This is a genomic window from Streptomyces sp. NPDC001903 (assembly GCF_042891345.1).
In the GTDB taxonomy this organism is placed as follows: Bacteria; Actinomycetota; Actinomycetes; order Streptomycetales; family Streptomycetaceae; genus Streptomyces.
Genome location: NZ_JBIASZ010000018.1, coordinates 48,416 through 67,942 on the forward strand (window position 1 = coordinate 48,416; position 19,527 = coordinate 67,942).

Below are 19,527 nucleotides of genomic sequence, written 5' to 3' on the forward strand. Positions count from 1 at the left end.
GCATGAGCCGCATCCGCACCGCCGCGACCGGCCTGGTGGTCCGTGACGGCCACGTTCTGCTCATCAACGGGAGCTGGCCCCAGCCGGACACCTGGCTGCCGCCCGGCGGCGGGCAGAATCCGGGCGAGCCCCTGCACCGCACCGTCGAGCGGGAAGTGTGGGAGGAGACCGGCGTGACCGTGCGAGCAGGGCAGTTGCTGTTCCTGCGCGAACACATCCCCGTCCATCACGACGACGGCCCGATCGCGTACGACCGTAACCACCGGATCGATGCGCTGTTCTGGTGCGAGGTCGTCTCGGAGCCGCCCAAGCTGGGCGGCAGCATCCCGGATCCGACCCACACGCGGGTCGAGTGGGTGCCGCTAGGCAAGGTCGGAGGGCTGCGCATGATCCCCCTGTACCTGCGCGACCGGCTCACCGACGTCGTTGCCCGGGTCGCTGCCGGTACGTGGCAGACGAGGTACCTGGGCGACACGGCCTGACCACGGGCCGTCCGACACGGGACGACGCCGAACGAACCGTCGGGCGCCTCTTAGTCCCAGCAGGGTATGGACGAGCCGTCGATCTCTGCTCCGACCAGTACCTCGACTCCGGTTCCGGCCCCGAAGTCGGGCACGGGGAGGTACTTTTCCCCGCTCGGGAAAGTCACCGTCAGTGTCATCGCGCTGCCGTCGCCGCCTTTGCTGAAGCAGAGGCCTTCGACCTCCGCCGGAACGTGCAGCGGCGAGGCGTGCTCCTCGAGCTTCCAGCCATCGGCCCTTGCCACCTTGGTGTAGTAGCCGAGGATCTCGGTCTTCGATTCCGAGGCCGAGTACAGCCGTGCGGCCGAGAGCCAGGCGTCGCCGCTGCTGTCGTCGTCGCATGCGGTCTCCACCTGCGGGTGGCCCGCCGGGGGAGTGGCCTGGGGCGGCTTCGCGTCGAGGATCGGCAGGGCAGCCATCTCCTTGAGCCGCGGCTGCGACCCTTCGCAGGAGGCGTACGGGTTGATCAGGGAGCAGCCGGCCAGGCCGCCGGCGAGCGCGGTGACGAGTGAGGCCGACAGGAGCAAGGCGGTCGACCGGCCGGTCCGGGCTGGCAGGTACACGATGCTCCAGTCGTTTCGCGCTGCGAGAGGGGGAAGGGCGGCGGCCCCGCATCTCCGCAGAGCATCGCAGCAGCCCGACCTCGGCCGTCAGCCGGGTCCGCAGGCGCGCGGGCCGACGCACGTCGCCATCAGGCGTCGAGCCCCCGCAGTCCCCACACGCTCGCCCGCCTCGACTTGGCCCGCACACTGCGTGAACTGGGGGTCGACCTGTCCACGGTGCGCAAGGTGCCGGACCGGGAGGCGTCTTTGCCGGAGGTCACGCAAGCGCACGGCCGACGCGTTGGACGTGCAGATCCGCGCTGCCCGAACCACCTGAGACCCCCAGGCGCCCGAACAGGTCGACGCCTGGTTGCAACTGGCCGGACTCCACCGACCGCGGACTTCCGTGCCGCGATCCGACGGACGGGCGAAGAGTCCCCGGTCGGCGGCGGCAACCACCGACTCCCGCTTATTGCGAACGACTTGCAATAAGCCATACCCTGATCTCCTCCCCAGGATGCGGAGCACGCCATGCCCCACCTGCTGCCGGAAGCCGGACCGCAGCGCACCATCGCCGCCTCGAACTTCGTCTACACCGTCGGCAGTGGTCTCTACCTGACCGCGGGAGTCCTCTACTTCACCCAGGCCGTCCACCTGCCGGCGCCCCAAGTGGGTCTCGGGCTGGGGATCGCCGGCGTGCTCTCGCTCGCGGTGGGGATCGCGGTCGGCCACTTGGCGGACCGGCGCGGGGCACGCGGGGTCTACGCCGGCACCCTCGTCGTCCAGGCCCTGGCAACGGCCGGGTTCCTGCTGGCCGACAGCTTCTGGCCGTTCGTCATCGCGGTGTGCGCGGCCACCGGGGCGAAGGGAGCGGGCCTGGCGGCACGCAGCCCCATCATCCGCCACCACGGAGGGGACCGGCCGCAGGAGTTCCGCGCCTACCTGCGCGCGGTGACCAACATCGGCATCTCGATCGGCGCCGTGCTGGCGGGGTGGGTCGTACAGGTCGGCACGCACAGCGCCTACCAGCTCATGGTCGTCGGCAACGCGCTCGCCTTCGCGGCCTCCGCCCTGATCGTGCTCCGCCTGCGGCCGGTCGCGCCCGAGCCGGCCGCGGGCGGCCCGCGATGGATCGCCCTGCGGGACCGGCCGTACCTCGCGCTCACCGCCCTGGACGGCGTCATGGCCATCCAGTTCAAGGTGCTGACCGTCGCCGTCCCCCTCTGGCTCATCGCGGCCACCGAGGCCCCCCACTGGCTGATCTCGGGCACGATGCTGCTGAACACCGTCGTCGTGGTCACCTGTCAGATGAGGGCGAGCCGAAGTATCGACACGCCCGCGGCCGGCGCCCTCGCCTACCGCCGTTCCGGCTTCGCCTTCCTCCTGGCCTGCGTACTGATCTCGCTGACCCAGGACATCCCCGGCTGGGCCGCGGCGACCCTCCTGCTGACCGGGGTCGCCGTGCACACGATCGGTGAACTCTGGCACGCGGCAGCCGGGTTCGAGGTCTCCTTCGCGCTCGCGCCCGAGCGGGCCACCGGCCAGTACCTCGGCGTATTCGGACTCGGAGCCGGCCTGGCCGAGGCCGTCGGCCCGGCCCTGATCATCTTCCTGTGCATCACCTGGGGCCGCCCCGGCTGGTACGTCATGGGAGCCCTGTTCGCCCTCACCGGCCTGGCCGCCCCCTTCGTCGTCCGCTGGGCGCAACGCCACCGCCCCGCCGAGCACCGCCACTCCGACAAGGAGACACACAGCACGGCCACCGCCTAGGGGGTGATCGCGGCAAATGCGATGAAACCGTCCCCGCAATCAAAGCCTCCGAAACCGACGGCCAGTGCGCTCGCACTCTCCAACGCTCCTTGGGCCCGGGCCCGGCGGACGGCGAGGCGATTTCCTGTGCGCCTTGACGGTGACCGTGATGGCCACCGTGACGACGATGGCGATTCCGCAGAGCACGAGTGCGCCGAACAACCAGGCGAGCATGCGGGCCGCTGCCCAGACCAGGTCTTCTTCTGTGAACGTCATGGTGGTCCTCGCCGGGAGTGAGGGTGCCGTGTGGTCCGGCGAGTCTGCCCGGCGCCGCGCGTCGCCTGCCCGCCCGTTACCGAACCGCTCCCGGCACCCCGCCTTCCCTCACCCCGTCGCGGGCCGGTCCCGGAGTCCGGGCCGGAAGAGCCGTGGGGTGGCCCCCGCAGGCGATACATGCCCTCGTGTATCGGATGAGTAGGGGGTGTGGATCGCCCCTTCCTAACGTTCAGGTCATGCCCCGGTCGCACACGGACGGGGCGGAAACGGACGGGGAAGGGACGCGAGATGCAGACGGTGGAGCGGGACGCGACGAGCGCGGAGACACCCCCCGCGAGCGGGGTCCGGGCGGTACCGGACGTCCACCTCGGCGAAGCCCACCTGGCCGCGGCGCGGGCCGTGCTGGACGAAGCGGTGGGCCGGGACAACGTACGGCTCGCCTTCGTCAGCGGATCGCTGGCAGCGGGCCTGGGGCACGGCCTGTCGGACATCGACCTCTACGTGGCGACGACCGACGACGCCCCGCGCCCCGAAGTGTCGTACGAACGCCAGGGGTTCGTCGTACAGCTCACGCCGGTGTCGCACGCGGAGCTCGACCGCATCGTGCGGATCTGCCGCGACTACACCGACACCGCCACCGACCGGTGGCAGACGGGCCTGAGCGACGTGGAGCTCCAGCGCGCCGTGCGGTTCGCGATCGGCACCGTACTGGTCGACAACGGCAGCGGGGTCCCGGAGGCCGCGCAGGCCCGGCTGACGATCCGGCGGGTGCTCATGAACCGCAGCGCCTACCAGCTCAACAGCTACGCCGAGGACGCGCTGGGGGCCCTGCAGGTGGGCGACACGCTCACCGCTCTGCAGACCTCGCTGATCGCGGTGGAGCTCTCCCTGGAGTGCGTCCTGAGCGGCGTGGGCGACGTGTACCTGGGCCGCAAGTTCCACCTGCGGCGCGCTGCCCGCTCCGCGGCGCTGCGCGAGGTACTGACCGACGTGTGGGAGGCGCTGCGCCAACCCGCCGACCTGGGATGCGTGCAGAGCGCCCGCCGGATCGTGGTGCGCCGACTCCTGCTGGTGTCGCACCTCGTGGCCCACGCCCTCCTCGGCGGCTGGGACGCCCCGCTCGATCGGGTTCCCCGTTTCGCCGACCGCCGTGCCGAGGGCGGTCCGGTGCGCAGCCCGTGGGTGACCCCCGTCCGCTTCTCCGACGCGTGGGGGATGTCCGGGCCGGACATCGGCTACCGCGTGACGGAGGCCATGGTGCGCGTGTGGGCGGCCCTGGACGGGCGCCCCCGAGAAGAGCTGCTCACCGCAGCACGGGACACGTTCCCCGAGGACGTTCCCCGAGAGCTTCTCGACGCCGCGGTGACGCGGCTCGTCGAGAGCGGTGCCGCCGTGCCGGACGGCGGACCGATCCGGATCGAGGACAAGGAAGGGGGTGTCCGATCGTGAAGAACCAGCTCGAGATCGTCGTCGACAAGTCGTACGCGGCCCACCGCGTCACCTGAGGTCCCTGACCCACCGCGCATCACGCACCACGCGTCCCGAGTCATCGGAGAGGAGGTGTCCGACCGTGAAGAACCAGCTTGAGATCGTCGTCGACAAGTCGTACGCGGCCCACCGCGTCACCTGAGGTCCCTGACCCACCGCGCGTCCGAGGGACGCATCCCCGCCGGGACCGGCCCCGTGCCGGTCCCGGCGGGAAGCCCGCGCACGGCGCCCCAGCACCGAAGAGGAGGAGGGAACGCGCATGCCCCCGCACACATCCGTGCCGACCACCGTGCCGGCACCCGGTACGACACCCCGCGCCCGCGACTGGCCGCAGCTGACCACCGTGCCGGAGAAGATCCACTACTACATCGACGACCTCGCCTTCCGCGACGGTTGGGCGACCGCCCGCAGGGCTCTCGGCGACCGGTGGGCAACGGCACTCCAGCGGACCGCGCTGCTCACCCTGCGGCCCGACGGCATCGCGCACGGTGCCCTCGACGGCACACTCGCCCACCTCACCGGCCACGGGCTCGACGTGATCGCCGCGCACCCCGTGCGCTACGGGGCCAACCGTGCTCGCGAACTGTGGCGTTACCAGTGGAACGCGGCCACCGCCGACCGACTCGCGGTGACGCGCGAGGTGCTGGACGCCGGTGACGGGCTGCTGCTCGTGTGCTTCGCCGCCGGACCGCTGGCAACCCCCGCCAGCTCGCTGCTCGCCCGGACCAAGGGCTCCGCCCTGCCCGAGGCGCGCCGTCCGGAAGACCTGCGCACCCGGCTGGGCGCGCCCAACCGCGTGCTCACCCTCGTGCACGCCGCCGACGAACCCGCCGACGTACTGCGCGAACTGCCCATCGTCCTGTCCCGTACCGACCAGGCCGCGACCTGGCAGGCTGTCCGCGAAGCCGACGAGGCCCGGCGCGCGGACGGCCGTCCGCGGACCGTGCGTCCCGTGCCGCCCCTGCCCCGGGGGCCGCTGCCCGAGCTGTCGGCCGCCCTGCGCACCCTGCGCCGCCAGGCGTCGGAGCACGGCCACCCCGCGGCGCGGCGGCTGGGAGACCTGCTGGACGCGATGGTCCGCACTCCCGATGACGCCACGGAGCACTGGCGGGAGCACGGCTTCGACTGGGAACTGTGGGCCACCGCGCTCCATTCCTGCGGAGCCGACCACCGCGGCTGGGCGTCGCTGGTGGCGGCGAGCCACGCGGTGGTCTCCAACCTCGCGGCCGACTCCCTGATCCGGGGCGCCGGCCGGAGCCGGTGGCTGAACGGGGAAGGGGACTTCGTTGCTGCCTGAGCCGAACGGCGCCCGCGCCGCAGTCCTGTCCGGCCCTCCGGGCCCGGCCCTCCGTCCCGGCGCCGCCTCGCTCGAACGGAGCGTGCACGCCGCGGCCGCGGCCGATCGGCTGCGGCTGCCCCTCAACGCCAATGAGAACGGCCTGACCGCACGTACCGCGCGAGTCCTCGCCACCCCCCTGGGCCAGCGGTACCTGATGGACGTCGAACGAGAGGTCTGCGTCTTCGGGCGCAATGCCGCCTTCGCCGGGATGCCCGAAGTGAGCGGCCCCGTGAAGGCCGGACGCGACGCGCTGCGCCGGATGCTGGGCGCGGACCGGGTCACCCTGGACTGCCTGTCCGGCGTGCACGCCATGACCAGCGTGGTGCTCGCCGCCACCCGGCCCGGAGACACCGTGATGACCGTCCCCTCCGATCAGGGCGGCCATCACTCGACGGCGCCGATCCTGGCCAGTGCCGGACGCCGCCACGCGTTCACCCGCTACGACCGGGCCGCCGGAACGTTCGACGTGGCGGCGACCGCCCGGGCCGCCGCGGAGGAGGGGGTCACGGCGCTGTACCTGGACACCTCGGTGCTGGTGGAACCGGTTCCGGTACGGGCGCTGCGGGCCGCGCTCGCGCCGCACGTCACGATGGTCGTGGACGCCAGCCACCTGCTCGGTCTCGTCCTCGGGGGAGCCTGCCCCAACCCCCTGGACGAGGGCGCCGACATCCTGTGCGGCAGCACCCACAAGACGTTCCCGGGGCCGCAGAAGGGGATCGTCGCGGTACGCGACGGCCGACGGTTCGGTGCCGTCATGGACCTGATCGAGGGCGCCCTGGTGTCGTCCGTACACACCGCGTCGACACTGGCTCTCGCCATCGCGCTGGTGGAGTTCGAGGAATACGGGGCCGATTACGCGCACCGTACCGTCGCCAACGCCGACGCACTCGGCCGTGCCCTGACCGCCCGGGGACTGACCGTGCGCACCACCGCGGAGGGCCGGTTCTCGCGCACGCACCAGGTGCACTGCCGCATCGAGGACGACCGCGCCCTCGCGTTGCACCGCTGCCTGGCCAACGGCATCACCACCAGTGTGAGCGGCGCTCTCGGAGACCACCGCTTCCTGCGCCTCGGCGTGCAGGAAGTCACCCTGCGCGGCATGCGCGAGGACGCCATGGAAGACCTTGCCCGACTGATACGCACCGCACTGGACGGCGGCGACTGCCGCGCGGACGTCGAACGGACCGTGCTGCGGTTCCCGGCAGCGACTTATGGAGCATCATGAGCACCACCGTGACCCTGGGCGGCACCGACACCCTCGGCACCGCCGCGTACGGAGCGTTCCGCTCCTACCTCGATTCCACGTACGGGACCAAGGCCGAGCAGAGCGTGGCCGGCCTCTCCGTGGGGTACCCCACCGCTCGCGCGCTGGACCTGCCGCACGCGGCGCTCGCCACCCTCGCCCCGTTCCGGGACGGCCGGGCCGTCCCGCGGCCCGGATACGGCTGGGAGCAGGGGTCCGCAGAACTCCGCGGCGACCTGCTGGAACTGGAGAACCTGCGCACCGGCTTCGGCTACCGGCCGGAGAACATCGCGGTCTGCGCGGGTGCCACCTACGCGGTGAACCGGGTGGTGGAGCACATCTTCGAGACCACCGGACCGGGCCACGTACTGGCGATAGCACCGACCTTCTACCGGATGCTGGGCCGGCTGCTGCAACGCGGTGAGCTGCGTTCGGTCATCGGCGGCCCCGAGGACGGCTACGTACCCGACCCGGCACGGATCGAGGCCGCGCTGACCGGGGAGACCCGGGCGCTGTTCCTGGTCAACCCCTCCAACCCGTTCTTCCAGTACTACGGGGACGATTGGCTGACGGAGGTGGTGGCCCTCGCCGGCCGGCACGGGGTGCCGGTCGTGGTCGACGAATCCGGAGACGTCTTCCCCCGTGAAGGACGCTTCCACCGCAACCCGCCCGCGCTGGGCGCCGACCACGTCATCCGGATCGTCACGGCCTCCAAGCGGTACCTCATGGCGGAGTACCGCCTGGGCTACGTCCTCGCCTCGGCCCGTGTCATGGGCACCAAGCTCCACGGCCTGGTGCGGACTCTGGGCGACGACATGGGCAACCCGCCGCTGGCCGGAAACACCCTGTGGTCGCACCTGGTACGGCACGAGGCGCTGCACGACAGGGGCGGGTCCTGCCCGGACCCCGGGTGCGACGAGGCCGAGGCGTGGGGGCGCAACCGGAGCTGGCTGGACGAGCGGGCGGCCCAGGTCGCCGAGTTCTGCACCCGCAATGCGGACCTGGTCGAGCAGGTTCCCGCGGACTGCAACTACAACACCACGGTCAGGCTGCGCGCCCCCGGCTTCGCCACCGACCTCGCCCTGCAGGAAGCGCTGCTGCGCGACCAGGCGGTCGCCCTGTGCCCGGGATCGGGTTTCGGGCTGCCGGCCGCCTCCCTGCACTTCCGTATCACCCACGCCATCGACGAGGGCGAACTGACCACCGGACTCCGCGGGCTGGAGTCCTTCCTGCGAAAGGAACGCACGTCGTGACCAGTGAGCTGCTTCAGCTGCACACCCCGGTCAGCACCGAGCTGCAGACCCCGTTCGGCGGTTTCACCGTCTCGGTGCCACCGGGGGAGCCCGGCCTGTCCGACCGGACGTGCGTGGCCCTGCACCGCGGACCTCTGGACCAGCCGGGCCCCCTGGTGCGGATCCACTCCGCCTGTCTGTTCAGCGAGACCTTCTCCTCGATGGACTGCGACTGCGCCGACCAGCTGCGCAGCTCGATGGAGCTGATCGCCCGCGAGGGACGGGGCGTGATCGTCTACCAGTACCAGGAGGGCCGGGGCCAGGGCCTGGAGGCGAAGATCCGCGGCATGGCGGTGATGGACCGGCAGAACCTGACCACCGCCGGTGCGTACGCCTCCCTCGGGCTGGCCGCGGACGTACGGGAGTACGAGGCCCCGCTGGCCCTGCTCGACGTGCTCGGCGTGCACCGCTCCGTACGGGTGATGACCCGCAACCCGCGCAAGCTGGCCGCGCTGGCCCGCGCCGGGTACGAGGTGCGCGAGGTGGTCGCGCTGGACTACCCGATGACCCCGCGCGTGCGTGCGTACGTGGCGTCCAAGCAGAGCGAGCTCGGCCACCTTCCCGATCAGCCCCGGACCTGATCACCCTTCGCCCGATCACACCCCGACCCCGATCACAGCCCGACCCCGATCCGCCCCGACCCCGATCGTCCCGGGCCCGAACCCCCTTTTCCGGCCCGTCCCCGTCCGAGGAGGACTACATCCCATGCGCGTGTCCCACCAGATAGCGGAAATCCTGCGAGACTCCGGCTTCGCCCGCGTGTTCGGCGTGCCCGGCCGCGAGGCCAGCGCCATCGACTTCCTGCTCGACGAGGACGCTTCCGTCGAGTGCGCCGACCCCGCCGGCCTGCCCTTCGTCCTCACCCGCCACGAGTACACCGCGGCAGGCATGGCGATCGGCGCCTCCCGAGCCACCGGCGAAGCCCAGGCGTGCTGGGTGACCCTCGGCCCCGGCGTCACCCACATCATGTCGGGCGTCGCCACCGCCATGCTCGACCGCAACCCGGTACTGATCCTGGGTGCCCAGATCGAGACCGGAGCCATCCGGCACAACGAGGCGCACCAGTGCCTGGACAACGTGGCCCTCATGCGGCCGATCACCAAGTACGCGGCGGAGGTGCACGATCCGGCGGACGTTCCCCGGGTCCTCGCCGAGGCGATCGCCGCGACCCGCACCGGCCGTCCGGGCCCGGCGTTCGTCAGCCTGCCCATCGACGTGCTCGAAAGCGAGGCGACGGCGGCCCTGACCGCCCTTGCCGCCGCGGAGCCGCCCGCCCCCACCTGGGGCGCCGCGGAGGTGAGCCACTGGGCGGACGCCCTGCGCTCGGCCCGGACCCCGCTGATCGTCGCCGGTGACGGCGTGGTCAAGTCCGGCCTCGCACCGCAGCTGGCCGCCTTCGCCCGGAAGTTCGACATCCCCGTCGCCGCCACGTACACCGCGCACGGAGTCGTCCCCGTCGACTCGGAACTGTACGGCGGTGTCATCAGTTCCTACGCGGACGTGCTGTTCGAGATGAAGTACCTCGACGCGATGTTCGCCGACACCGACCTGATCCTCCTGGCCGGCTACGACTCGATGGAGCACTACCCCAACACCTGGCGCGGCCGCGGTGGCGCGAAGCGAGTGCTGGCCCTGTCCGAGTGGGAGCAGGACGACAGCGCGTTCGGGGCGGAATCCTCTCTGGTCGGCGCCCCCTCCCTGTTCCTCGACCGGCTGGCCGAAGAGCTGGGCGACCACCGGCGACCCGTCCCCCACATGCCGGTGCCCGGCGGAAGTCTGGTGCCCGAGGACGGCAGTGGGCCGCTGCGCGGTCCGGAGATCCTCAGCGCCCTGTCCAAGGCGTTCGGCCGGTTCCGGCTCGCCGCGGACATCGGGATGAACCGCCACCTGAGCGGAGTCCACTTCACTCCGGGAGCGGCGGGCGACTACATCACGTCACCCGGCCTGTCCGGCTTCGGCATCGGCCTTCCCCTCGGCATGGGCGCGGCCCTGGCCGACCCCTCGACGCCGGTGGTGGTGCTCGCCGGAGACGGCGGGTTCCACTCCAACAGCGGCGACCTGGAGACGGCCGCGCGCCTCGGCCTCAAGCTCGTGGTGATCGTCGCGGACAGTACGGGGAACGGACTCATCCAGCGCTACCAGGCACTCGGCAAGGACGTCAGCCGACGGGCCGACCTCACCGTGAGCAACCCGGTGGACTTCGTCCGCCTCGCCGAGGCCAACGGGGTCCCAGCCGTGCGGGCCGAGAGCTTCGACGCCCTGCTCGCGGCACTCACCGCGAGCGCCGCCACCCCCGGACCGCTGCTGGTGCACGCCCCGGTGCGCTACGGAGACCTGTTCATCAACGCCTACGAGAAGAAGGCTCCCGGCCACACGGCTGCCGCCGAGTACGCCGTGGCGGCCTCCTGATCCCTTTCGAGACCAACAGGCAACGGAAGGACGGGACCGGCCCATGCGACCGGAACTCATTCCCGCGGCGGAAGCAGCCGGGCTCGGCGACAGGGAAACCCTCACCGGGCTGTTCGGCGGCAAGGCGGCGGACCTGGTGGAACTGCACCGGGACGCCGGCGAGGACAACGAGACCCACGTGGTGCCGTTCCGCCTGGTGGCGGCCGAGCTGCTGCTGGCCGCGGCCGCGCCGGGGCCGCGCCGGTGGACCCATGCCGAGGTACCGGCGCTGGACGAGACGCCCGGCAGCGCCGGAAGCGGCCGGCGCTACGCCGAACTGCTCGCCGCACTGCCCGGCTTCGACAAGCTCGCCGGACACGACACCGCACTGCGCCTGTCACAGCGCTGGCCCGCGGCCCGGCCGGTCCTGCCCGGGGCGGACTCCAGCATCCTGGTGCGGGACTGGTCCACGTGGACCGCTCAGGTGGAGGGCCTCGTCTCGGGCCTGTACAAGGCGTACACCACCCTGTGCCGCACCGGCGGGCTGGCAGACCGGGGATGGCGCGACGCGGGCCTGATCGTCACGCCGCGCATGCCCGGAATCGTGGCCAAGGGAACCGTGTACAGCCAGGGTGAGCGCTTCGCGGTGGAAGTGGCCGAGGCGGCCGGAACACGGCCCTCCCACTACGCCACCAGCCGGGCGGAGCTGCGCCGCACACCGTTCCTGCGGCCCGAGGAAGCCGACCGCCTGCTGGCGGCGGCGGGGCGGCTGCGCCTCGACCCCCAAGCGGGTGTCACGGACCTGGAGTTCGTCATCTCCCGGACCGGGCTCGTCACCTTCCTGCAGCGCCGCCTCCTGCCGGCCCCGGCGGCTCCCCGCCGCGCGCAGTCGGACGGTCCCGTACTGGACCTGCGCGCCCACGACCGGGTCACGGGACTGCGGAAGCTCGCGGAAGCCGGTGACGGGCTCGCCCACCACATCGTCGTCCTGCCCCATCTGGACGCCGCCCGCGCGGACGCCTTCGCCCTCCTGGCCGGATTCGTCCGGGGCCACCACCCCGCGCCCGCCGGGCTGCTGTGCGCCGAGGACACCGGCCACGCCCGGTTCGGCATGCGCAGCCACCTCACCTGGACCGTCGAACACTTCCTGCCCGGCACGGCGGTCGCGCTCCTGCCTGCCGGCGCTCCGGACCCCGCGTCGCACGGGGCCCGGCTGGAGGCCGGTACCCATGACTGGCCCAGGCGCTGGCGGCTCGCCCTGCCGGGAGCCACGGCCCCCCGCGCGCCCCGCGTTCACCCACCTCTTCGAAAGGATCACCCCGCCATGGCCCCGCACCACCCCGTCGCCCCCGACGGCCCGCGCCCGCTGGACGCCGCCACCGAGCTCCACCTGGCCAAGGACCACTACGAGCGGCACGGCTTCGTCCACCTGCGCAACCTCCTCGACGCCGACCTGGCGCCGCGGCTGCGTGCCGAGTCCGACCGGCTGCACGGCGGACCTCACGTCCATCCCGACAATGTCCGCACTCCCTTCCGGAAGCAGTCCGGCGACGCGCCCGAACGCATGGACCCCGTGTGCGACATCTCCCCGCTGATCGACGGCGTCGCCCGCGACAAGCGGATCCTGGACCTGCTCACCGAGCTGTTCGAGGGCCGCCGGGCCGCGCTGTTCAAGGACAAGCTGATCTTCAAGATGCCCGGGACCAAGGGCTACACCGCGCATCAGGACGCCGCCTACTTCCCGGAAGGCCACTCCGCGTCCGTCTCGGTCCAGATCGACGCGGCCGACCGGGACAACGGCCTCCTCAGCTTCTTCTCCGGCTACCACCGCACCCTGCTCACCCCGCCCGGCGAGCTGCGCAACTGGACCGCGGAGGAAGAGGCCGCCTGGCTGGACCCGGCCCGTGAGTACGCACCGCCGACACTCCCCGGCGACGTCATCGTCTTCTCCGGACTCACCCCGCACCGCAGCGGCCGCAACACCTCCGACCGGGCACGCCGTTCGTTGTACCTGACCTACCTCGCGGGTGGCAGCGAAGACCTGCGCACCGAGTACTACGAGGCGTACGTCAGCCGCTTCGCCACCGACGGACGCTTCTTCCGGTGACCGCCGCAGGAAGCCGGCGCGAACACCCCGCGATCGAACTGCACGGCGTGGGCCGGATCTACGCCGAAGCGGGGCGCCGGCACACGGCCCTGGAAGACGTCTCCCTCACCGTCGCGCGGGGTGAAGTCGTCGGACTCCTGGGCGAGAACGGCGCGGGCAAGACCACCCTGACCAAGATCCTCGCCACCCTGCTGCTGCCGAGCACCGGCACCGCCCGCGTCATGGGCGCCGACGTGGTACGGGACCCGACGGCCGTCCGGGCCGTACAGTCCGTCGTCTTCGGCGGCGACCGGGGGCTCTACACGCGCCTGTCGGGTCGCGAGAACCTGCGCTTCTTCGGCATGCTGGACGGTCTCCCGCACCGGCAGCTGACCGCGCGCCTGGAACCGGCGCTCGCCGAGGTGGGACTGGCCGAAGCGGCCGATCGCAAGGTCTCCGCCTACTCCAAGGGCATGCGCCAACGGCTGCACATCGCCATCGGGATGATCTCCCGTCCGCAGGTCCTGCTGCTGGACGAGCCCACCGTCGGGCTCGACCCCCTCGAAGCCGCCCGGCTGCGCAGCGCCGTCGGCGCCCTGCGCGCCGACGGAGTCACGGTACTGCTCACGAGCCACCACCTCCTGGACATCGAGGAACTGGCGGACCGGGTCGTGCTGCTGGAGCGGGGGCGGATCACCCGCGACATGTCCGTCGCCGCGTTCGCCGCACTGCTCGGATACGTCGCCACCGTCGTCGTCCACGGCACCGGACCCGCGCCTGCGACGCAGACCCTGGACGCCCTGGACACCGTCAGCCCGTCCGTCCTGCACCGGCCGGCCGACCGGCCGGACGCCTGGCGCCTGGAACTGCGGCTGGCCCGCTGGTCGCCCCGTCTCCTCGGCACTCTGGGCCAGGCCCTCGCCGACACCACCCTCACCGGCATGGACGTCCAACCCGCCAGGCTGGAGGACGCCTACCTCCACCACCACACCGCACGAGGCCCACGATGACCGCGCCGCCCTCCGTGCGACCGCTGCGCGTCCTGGCCACCGCGGCCCGCGCCCAGGTCCTGGCGGTGGCGGGCAACCCGGTCACCCTGCTGACCTCGATGGCCCAGCCCGCCGTGTTCTACGCCCTGGTCGCCGCCCGCCATCCCGCCACATCCGGGGACCGCGCCGCCCTTCTGGTCGCGACCCTGCTCACTTCCCTTTGGGGTGCCACCCTGTGGACCGGCGGCGGAACCCTCCGACGGGAGATGGCCGAGGGAACCCTCGCCCGCACTCTCACCAGTACCACGGATCCGCGCCTGGTCGTCCTCGGCAAATGCCTGGGCAGCACCCAGCTCATCCTCGCCGGACTGCTCACCACCGGCACCGGCCTGGCCCTGGCCGACGGCATCTCCGTCCCGGCCCGTGCCGTGCCCGCACTGCTCCTCGGCTCCGCCCTGGTGGCGGTCTCCGGCATGGCAATGGGCTACGTGCTGGCCAGCGTATTCGTACTGACCCGGCACGCGGTGCACGTCACGGCCGCACTCACCTACCCCGTGATGATCGCCGGCGGTCTGCTCATCCCGGTGGACATGCTGCCGGATCCCCTGCCCTGGTTCTCCCGCGGCATCAGCCTCTACTGGGCCAACCGTTTTCTGGCCGCCGCCGCGGGCGGCGGCGATCCGCAGCCGTGGACGCTGGTCCCGCTGGTGCTGTTGACCGTCGTGTACCAACTGGCCGGTCACCTGCTGTTCAGTCGGGTCGTCGAACGGGCCCGGGCGGACGGGACGGTGGACCGTGAATGATCTGCTGCGCCGCTGTCTGGTCACGGTCCGCACCGGCGGACTGCTCTACACCTCGGCGAACCCCGTACGCGTCCAGCTGGTCACCGACCTGCCGAGGATCCTGCTGCAGGCGGCATTCCTGATCATGCTCGGCCGGACGGCGGGCGGCGTCGGAGCCGCCGCCGACGCACTCACCGGCGCGGCCGCGTTCGCCGTCAGCAGCCTGGTGGTCGTAGGACTGTGTGACGTGCCGATGGACGACGAATGGTCCGGCACCCAGTACCGGATCCAGACCGGTGTACTGCCGCCGGTCCTCGTCCACCTCTGCCGGGCCCTGCCCCATCCGCTCGCCGCGATCGTGGCCGGCGCGGCGGTGCTGGCCGTGGACGGCCCGCTGCTCGGCCTCGGCGCGACCAGTGCCGCACTCGTACCTGCCGCACCGCTCTACCTGCTGATGGCCCTGAGCTCCTCCGGGTTCGGGCTGGCCGTCGCGGTCCTGGCCGTCGGCCGCCGCGCCGATGTGCTGTTCGGCAACCTGGCGGCGTACCTGGTCCTGGCGCTCACCGGGGTGCTGGCGCCACGCGGTGCGGGCCTGCCCTGGCTCGTGCCGGTCGCGGATGCCCTGCCGGTGAGCCACGGACTGCGCGCGGTGCGGGCCCTGGTCGACCACCGCCCCTGGGCGGTTCAGGCATCGCTGGAGGCGGCCGTGGGAATCGGCTGGCTGCTCGTGGCCGTGCTGCTGGCCCGCTGGCGGATGCGAGTGCTGCGCCGCCCGCGGCCCCGCCCCCGTCCAAGCCGTCCCGCCGGCACCGCACCCCTTCGCGGCGGCGACGCACCCCATCGACAGAAGGAGGAAACCCCGTGACCCAAGAGATCGAACGCAAATTCCTGATCTGCCCGGACGCCCCGCTGTACGTGCCCCCCGGCACCCCGATCATGCAGGGGTACCTGGCGGTCGGCGCCGACCATCGCGAGGCCCGGCTGCGCAGAGAAGGGCCCCGGAACACGCTGACGGCCAAGAGCGGATCCGGGCTGGTGCGAAAGGAGTGGGAGATCGAACTGACCCCGGAGCAGTTCGACGAGATGTGGCCCGCCACTGCCGCGGCCCGGCTGACCAAGGTGCGCCACACGGTCACGGTCCCCGGCGCCGCCGCGGTCCTCGACATATATTCGGGCCGCCACTACGGCCTGCGGGTGGTGGAGGTGGAGTTCGAAGACCTCACCGCGGCAGAGGCCTTCCGCCCGCCGGTCTGGTTCGGCCGGGAGGTGACCGGTCGACCCGAGCTGGCCAACCAGTACCTGGCCACGGCGTCACCGGCCCAGATCGTCGCCCTCGCCGAGCTGCGCTGACGCCCGGCCGGCCCGCGGCGGGCCGGCCGGGCGCTGTATATCGGATGTAGATCCTGGTGCAGGATGCTGCATCCACGCACAGAGCGGGCCGCCAGGTGACCCGCAGACCAACTGGGCGCCGGCAAGAACACTCGGGGGAACCCTCATGAACCGTCGTACCCGCACCACCACCCCGCGCACCGCGATCGCCCTGGCCCTCTCGGCCGTCGCGGCGGCACTGGTCCTCGGCGGCGCCGCGCTGCCGACCGGCCCCGCCCAGGACACGTCCGGCCGCCACGTCGTGGCCGACGGCGCGGTCGCGGGCGAGGGGACCGAGTTCCCGCTGGAGCTGGCCGGGGACAAGACCGAGGACCCGCTGGAGTGGAACAGCAAGGAGTGACCGGGCGTTCGGCTCAGGCGCCCGCGGCCCGGTCCCGCCCACGGAGACCGGCCGCGAGGGCCCCGGCCGTCGCGGCGTCCGGAAGCCCCAGCTGCTCGAACACCGTGCGGGCCTCCTCGGCACGGACACGGGCCTGCGCCGTGTCGCCCAGGTCGGCGAGCACCTCGGCCATCGTCATCAGCGCCAGACCGCGGTCACGATTGCCGGCCGGCTCCGCGCACAACGCCAGAGCACGTTCGATCTGCTCCAAGGACTCCTCGGGGCGGCCCGAGGAGCGCAGCACATCGGCCATCCGGACCCTCGCCTTCGCCTCCTGCCGGGGCATCCGCACCGCTGCGCACACCTCCAGGCACGCGTGGAGGCTGTCGAGCGCCGGCCCGGCCCGGCCGATCCGGTGCAGGGCCAGCCCGCGCAGCGACAGCGCGTAGGCGGTGCTGGCCGGATCGTCCACGTCCGCCAGCTTCGCCAGTGCCCAGTCGCACTCCTCCAGAGCCTCGACGGCGCGTCCGTCATGGATCCGGGCCAGGGCGCCGTTGAGCACGATGGTGACCTCGCCCGACGCCTGCCCCAGTTCGCGGGCCAGGGCGAGGGCCTGGTCGTAACAGGCGACCGCGTCCTGGTACCGGTGCTGGAACTGGGCAGTCAGCCCACTGTCGTTGAGCGTCTGGAACAGGATCACCCGGTCCCCGGCCCGCTGTGAGGCGGCCGCCGCGGCGACCGTATGACGGGCGGCGTCGGCCAGCCGGATGTCCTGAAGCGCGGCATTGCCCTGGACGAAGTGGGCGCGGCCCGCGGTGCGGTCGTTCCCGCACCGCTCCCCGGCCTCCGCCACCTCACGGGCAGCCGCCGCGAGCACTCCGTACGGGATGTCCTTGCCGAACGGACTGATGGAGACCAGGAGGTCGATGGCCGTCGACAGCAGCCCCTCGTCCGCGCTCTCCCCGCCGACCGCCAGACGCACCGCGTGGGCGATCCCCTCGGCCTCGGCCGCGACCCACTGACGTGCGGCGCCGAGGCCGGCGAAACCGGGTGCGGGCACCGTGGCCGGTTGCAGGATGCAATCGGCGGAGTCTCCCGGAACCATCAACGCGAACGCCGCTCGGCCGCAGGACAGGTAGTGGTCGAGCAGGTCCGCCAGGGCCGGGGGCACCAGCTCCGCCCCCGGCAGGTCCAGCGCGAAGGACCGCACCAGGGCGTGGTACTGGTACCGGCCCGGCGACGGGCATTCCAGCAGGGCGGCGTCGACCAACGACTCCAGCGTGTCCTCCGCCTCCCACCGGTCCAGGTCCAGAGCGGCGGCGGCCGCGTCCAGGCCGATTCCGTGCCGGGCCAGCGGAGCCAGCACGCGGAAGGCCCGCTCCTCAGCCGGTGACAGCTGCTGATGACTGAGCGAGAACGCCGCCGCCACGGCCAGGCTGCCGGACCGCAGTTCACCGATGCGCCGGTGCTCGTCGGCCAGCCGCCCTGCCATCGTGGCCACCTTCCACGAAGGTCTGGCGGCGAGCCTCGACGCTGCGATCCTCAGGGCCAGGGGCAGGTGGCCGCAGGCGACCACCAGATCGGAGGCCGCGGCGGGCTCGGCCGTCACCCGCTCGGGCCCGACGATCTGGCACAGCAGCGCCCCCGCCTCGACGTCGTCAAGGGTGTCGAGGGCGATGCGCAACGTGGTGGGCAGCCCTGCGGGCTGAGAGCGGGAGGTGACCACCACGGCGCATTCGGCGGAGCCCGGGAGCAGCGGCCGCAGCTGGTCGTGATCACGCGCGTCGTCCAGGAAGATCAACACCCTGCGCCCGTCGAGCACGGTGCGGAACAGCCCCGCCCGGCCGTCGGTGTCCACGGGCAGCATCTCGGTGGGCACGCCGAGGGCGGTGAGCAGCGTGCCGAGAACCGCTCCGGAATCAGCGGGTTCCCGTTCGCTGCCGCGCAGGTCGGCATGGAGCTGCCCGTCCGGATAGAGGTCCTTGGTCCGGTGCGCGGCCCGCAGGGCGAGGGCCGTCTTGCCCACCCCGCCCATCCCCGTGACGCACACCACGGGCGGCGTGTCCCGGTCGGGCTCCGACAGCGCCGCGCACATCCGCCCCAGTTCGTCGCTGCGGCCGGTGAAGTCGGCCGTGTCCGAGGGCAGCCACTTGGGAGCATCCCGTACCGCCGCCGCGGTGTCCGCACCCGGGATCGCGACGGCGGGAGCGGAGGAGCCGGGCGCGCGCAACGCCCCGTCGGGGTCACCGGCGAGGATCAGCCGCTGCATGGCCTGCAGCTCCGGGCCGGGGTCCACACCGAGCTCCTCGGCGAGCACCTGCCGGGCCCTGCCGAAGACGTCCAGCGCGTCGGCCTGCCGCCCCGCGCGGTACAGGGCCTGCATCAGGAAACCGTACGGTCGCTCACGCAGCGGGTGCTCGCGGGTGAAGATGCGCAGGTCCGGTATGAGCTTGGTGTCCTCCCCGCACTTCAGGTCGCACTCGAAGCGCTCCTCCGACAGCGCCAGCCGCAGTTCGGACAGGCGGTCGCGCTGCTGTGCGGCGAACGGCCCGGGAACCCCGGCGAGCGGCTGCCCCCGCCACAGACCGCCCGCCTCGGCCAGCAGGAGGCGGCAGTCCTCGTGCCTGCCCTCGGAGCGTGCCTCCGAAGCCCGGACGACGAGCTCCTCCGCGACGTGCACGTCCACCTGACCCGGTGCGGCGTCCAGACGGTAGCCGTCCCGCATCGAGACCAGGATCCGCGGAGTGGAACGGTCCACTTCGAGGGTCTGGCGCAGTCGCCAGGCGTACGTGCGGAGATTGGCCAGAGCGGAGTCGGGGGCCTCTTCCCCCCAGATGGCCTCGATCAGCTCGTGTGCCCCGGCCCCGCGTCCCGAACGCAGGAGCAGCGCACACAACAGGGCTTGCTGCTGAGGTGAATTGCCACCGGCGGGAATGCCATTTCGCTCGATCCGAACATCACCGAGGAGAGTGAAATAGAGCTCTTCCACGACACCACCACTATTCCGTATCGCGAGCCGGGGACCCTGCACGGAAGGATTGCGGATGCTGAGATGGCGACTGCGACGGTCGAACTGATAAACGTACATTAACCGATCTGCGAACGCGTCGAGCACCCCGCCGAA

16 protein-coding genes and 1 pseudogene are annotated in these 19,527 nt (G+C 72.2%); 15 read left to right on the top strand and 2 right to left on the bottom strand.

Annotation, left to right across the window (positions count from 1 at the left end):
* Positions 1–2 precede the first annotated feature (2 nt).
* The gene (locus tag ACFYZS_RS31680; RefSeq protein WP_389020058.1) at positions 3–482 is read left to right on the top strand and encodes an NUDIX domain-containing protein; all 480 of its coding nucleotides are present in this window, start codon (positions 3–5) and stop codon (positions 480–482) included.
* A 50-nt stretch (positions 483–532) separates the two neighbouring features.
* On the opposite strand, the gene ACFYZS_RS31685 is transcribed toward ACFYZS_RS31680, so the two are convergent.
* On the bottom strand, positions 533–1,084 hold the full coding sequence (locus ACFYZS_RS31685) for a hypothetical protein (RefSeq protein ID WP_389020061.1): 552 nt from the start codon (positions 1,082–1,084) through the stop codon (positions 533–535).
* Between the two features lie 159 nt (positions 1,085–1,243).
* Between ACFYZS_RS31685 and ACFYZS_RS31690 the strand changes: the two are divergent.
* From ACFYZS_RS31690 to ACFYZS_RS31755, 14 genes and pseudogenes are all read left to right on the top strand, one after another.
* A pseudogene (locus ACFYZS_RS31690) lies at positions 1,244–1,391 on the top strand (MerR family transcriptional regulator); the annotation flags it as partial.
* Between the two features lie 203 nt (positions 1,392–1,594).
* The gene (locus ACFYZS_RS31695; protein ID WP_389020064.1) at positions 1,595–2,833 is read left to right on the top strand and encodes an MFS transporter; all 1,239 of its coding nucleotides are present in this window, start codon (positions 1,595–1,597) and stop codon (positions 2,831–2,833) included.
* Between the two features lie 543 nt (positions 2,834–3,376).
* On the top strand, positions 3,377–4,537 hold the full coding sequence (locus ACFYZS_RS31700; RefSeq protein ID WP_389020066.1) for a hypothetical protein: 1,161 nt from the start codon (positions 3,377–3,379) through the stop codon (positions 4,535–4,537).
* Between the two features lie 298 nt (positions 4,538–4,835).
* A complete protein-coding gene (locus ACFYZS_RS31705) occupies positions 4,836–5,873 on the top strand; it encodes a hypothetical protein (protein ID WP_389020069.1) in 1,038 nt (345 codons plus the stop codon).
* Positions 5,863–7,140 (top strand): hypothetical protein, encoded by a 1,278-nt coding sequence (locus tag ACFYZS_RS31710; protein ID WP_389020072.1) that lies wholly within the window; start codon positions 5,863–5,865, stop codon positions 7,138–7,140. The genes ACFYZS_RS31705 and ACFYZS_RS31710 overlap by 11 nt, the downstream gene beginning before the upstream one ends.
* Positions 7,137–8,411, top strand: a complete 1,275-nt coding sequence (locus ACFYZS_RS31715) for an aminotransferase class I/II-fold pyridoxal phosphate-dependent enzyme (protein ID WP_389020075.1) — start codon at positions 7,137–7,139, stop codon at positions 8,409–8,411. The genes ACFYZS_RS31710 and ACFYZS_RS31715 overlap by 4 nt, the downstream gene beginning before the upstream one ends.
* Positions 8,408–9,031: a GTP cyclohydrolase II gene (locus ACFYZS_RS31720; RefSeq protein WP_389020078.1), complete on the top strand. Its 624-nt coding sequence runs from the start codon at positions 8,408–8,410 to the stop codon at positions 9,029–9,031. The genes ACFYZS_RS31715 and ACFYZS_RS31720 overlap by 4 nt, the downstream gene beginning before the upstream one ends.
* A 124-nt stretch (positions 9,032–9,155) precedes the next feature.
* Positions 9,156–10,859, top strand: coding sequence for a thiamine pyrophosphate-binding protein (locus ACFYZS_RS31725; RefSeq protein ID WP_389020081.1), 1,704 nt, complete (start codon positions 9,156–9,158; stop codon positions 10,857–10,859).
* A 43-nt stretch (positions 10,860–10,902) separates the two neighbouring features.
* Positions 10,903–12,945, top strand: coding sequence for a phytanoyl-CoA dioxygenase family protein (locus ACFYZS_RS31730; protein ID WP_389020084.1), 2,043 nt, complete (start codon positions 10,903–10,905; stop codon positions 12,943–12,945).
* A complete protein-coding gene (locus tag ACFYZS_RS31735; RefSeq protein ID WP_389020087.1) occupies positions 12,942–13,934 on the top strand; it encodes an ABC transporter ATP-binding protein in 993 nt (330 codons plus the stop codon). Before ACFYZS_RS31730 ends, ACFYZS_RS31735 begins: the two co-directional genes overlap by 4 nt.
* Positions 13,931–14,716 carry an ABC transporter permease gene (locus ACFYZS_RS31740; RefSeq protein WP_389020090.1) on the top strand — a complete coding sequence of 262 codons (786 nt, stop codon included), beginning with the start codon at positions 13,931–13,933 and terminating at the stop codon, positions 14,714–14,716. Before ACFYZS_RS31735 ends, ACFYZS_RS31740 begins: the two co-directional genes overlap by 4 nt.
* Positions 14,709–15,560 carry an ABC transporter permease gene (locus ACFYZS_RS31745; protein WP_389020093.1) on the top strand — a complete coding sequence of 284 codons (852 nt, stop codon included), beginning with the start codon at positions 14,709–14,711 and terminating at the stop codon, positions 15,558–15,560. The genes ACFYZS_RS31740 and ACFYZS_RS31745 overlap by 8 nt, the downstream gene beginning before the upstream one ends.
* Complete coding sequence (locus ACFYZS_RS31750) at positions 15,557–16,045, top strand: adenylate cyclase (RefSeq protein ID WP_389020096.1); 489 nt, start codon at positions 15,557–15,559, stop codon at positions 16,043–16,045. Before ACFYZS_RS31745 ends, ACFYZS_RS31750 begins: the two co-directional genes overlap by 4 nt.
* A 145-nt stretch (positions 16,046–16,190) precedes the next feature.
* On the top strand, positions 16,191–16,424 hold the full coding sequence (locus ACFYZS_RS31755) for a hypothetical protein (protein WP_389020099.1): 234 nt from the start codon (positions 16,191–16,193) through the stop codon (positions 16,422–16,424).
* A 13-nt stretch (positions 16,425–16,437) separates the two neighbouring features.
* Here ACFYZS_RS31755 and ACFYZS_RS31760 read toward each other — a convergent pair whose 3' ends face one another.
* Positions 16,438–19,491 (bottom strand): BTAD domain-containing putative transcriptional regulator, encoded by a 3,054-nt coding sequence (locus ACFYZS_RS31760; RefSeq protein ID WP_389020343.1) that lies wholly within the window; start codon positions 19,489–19,491, stop codon positions 16,438–16,440.
* Positions 19,492–19,527 lie beyond the last annotated feature (36 nt).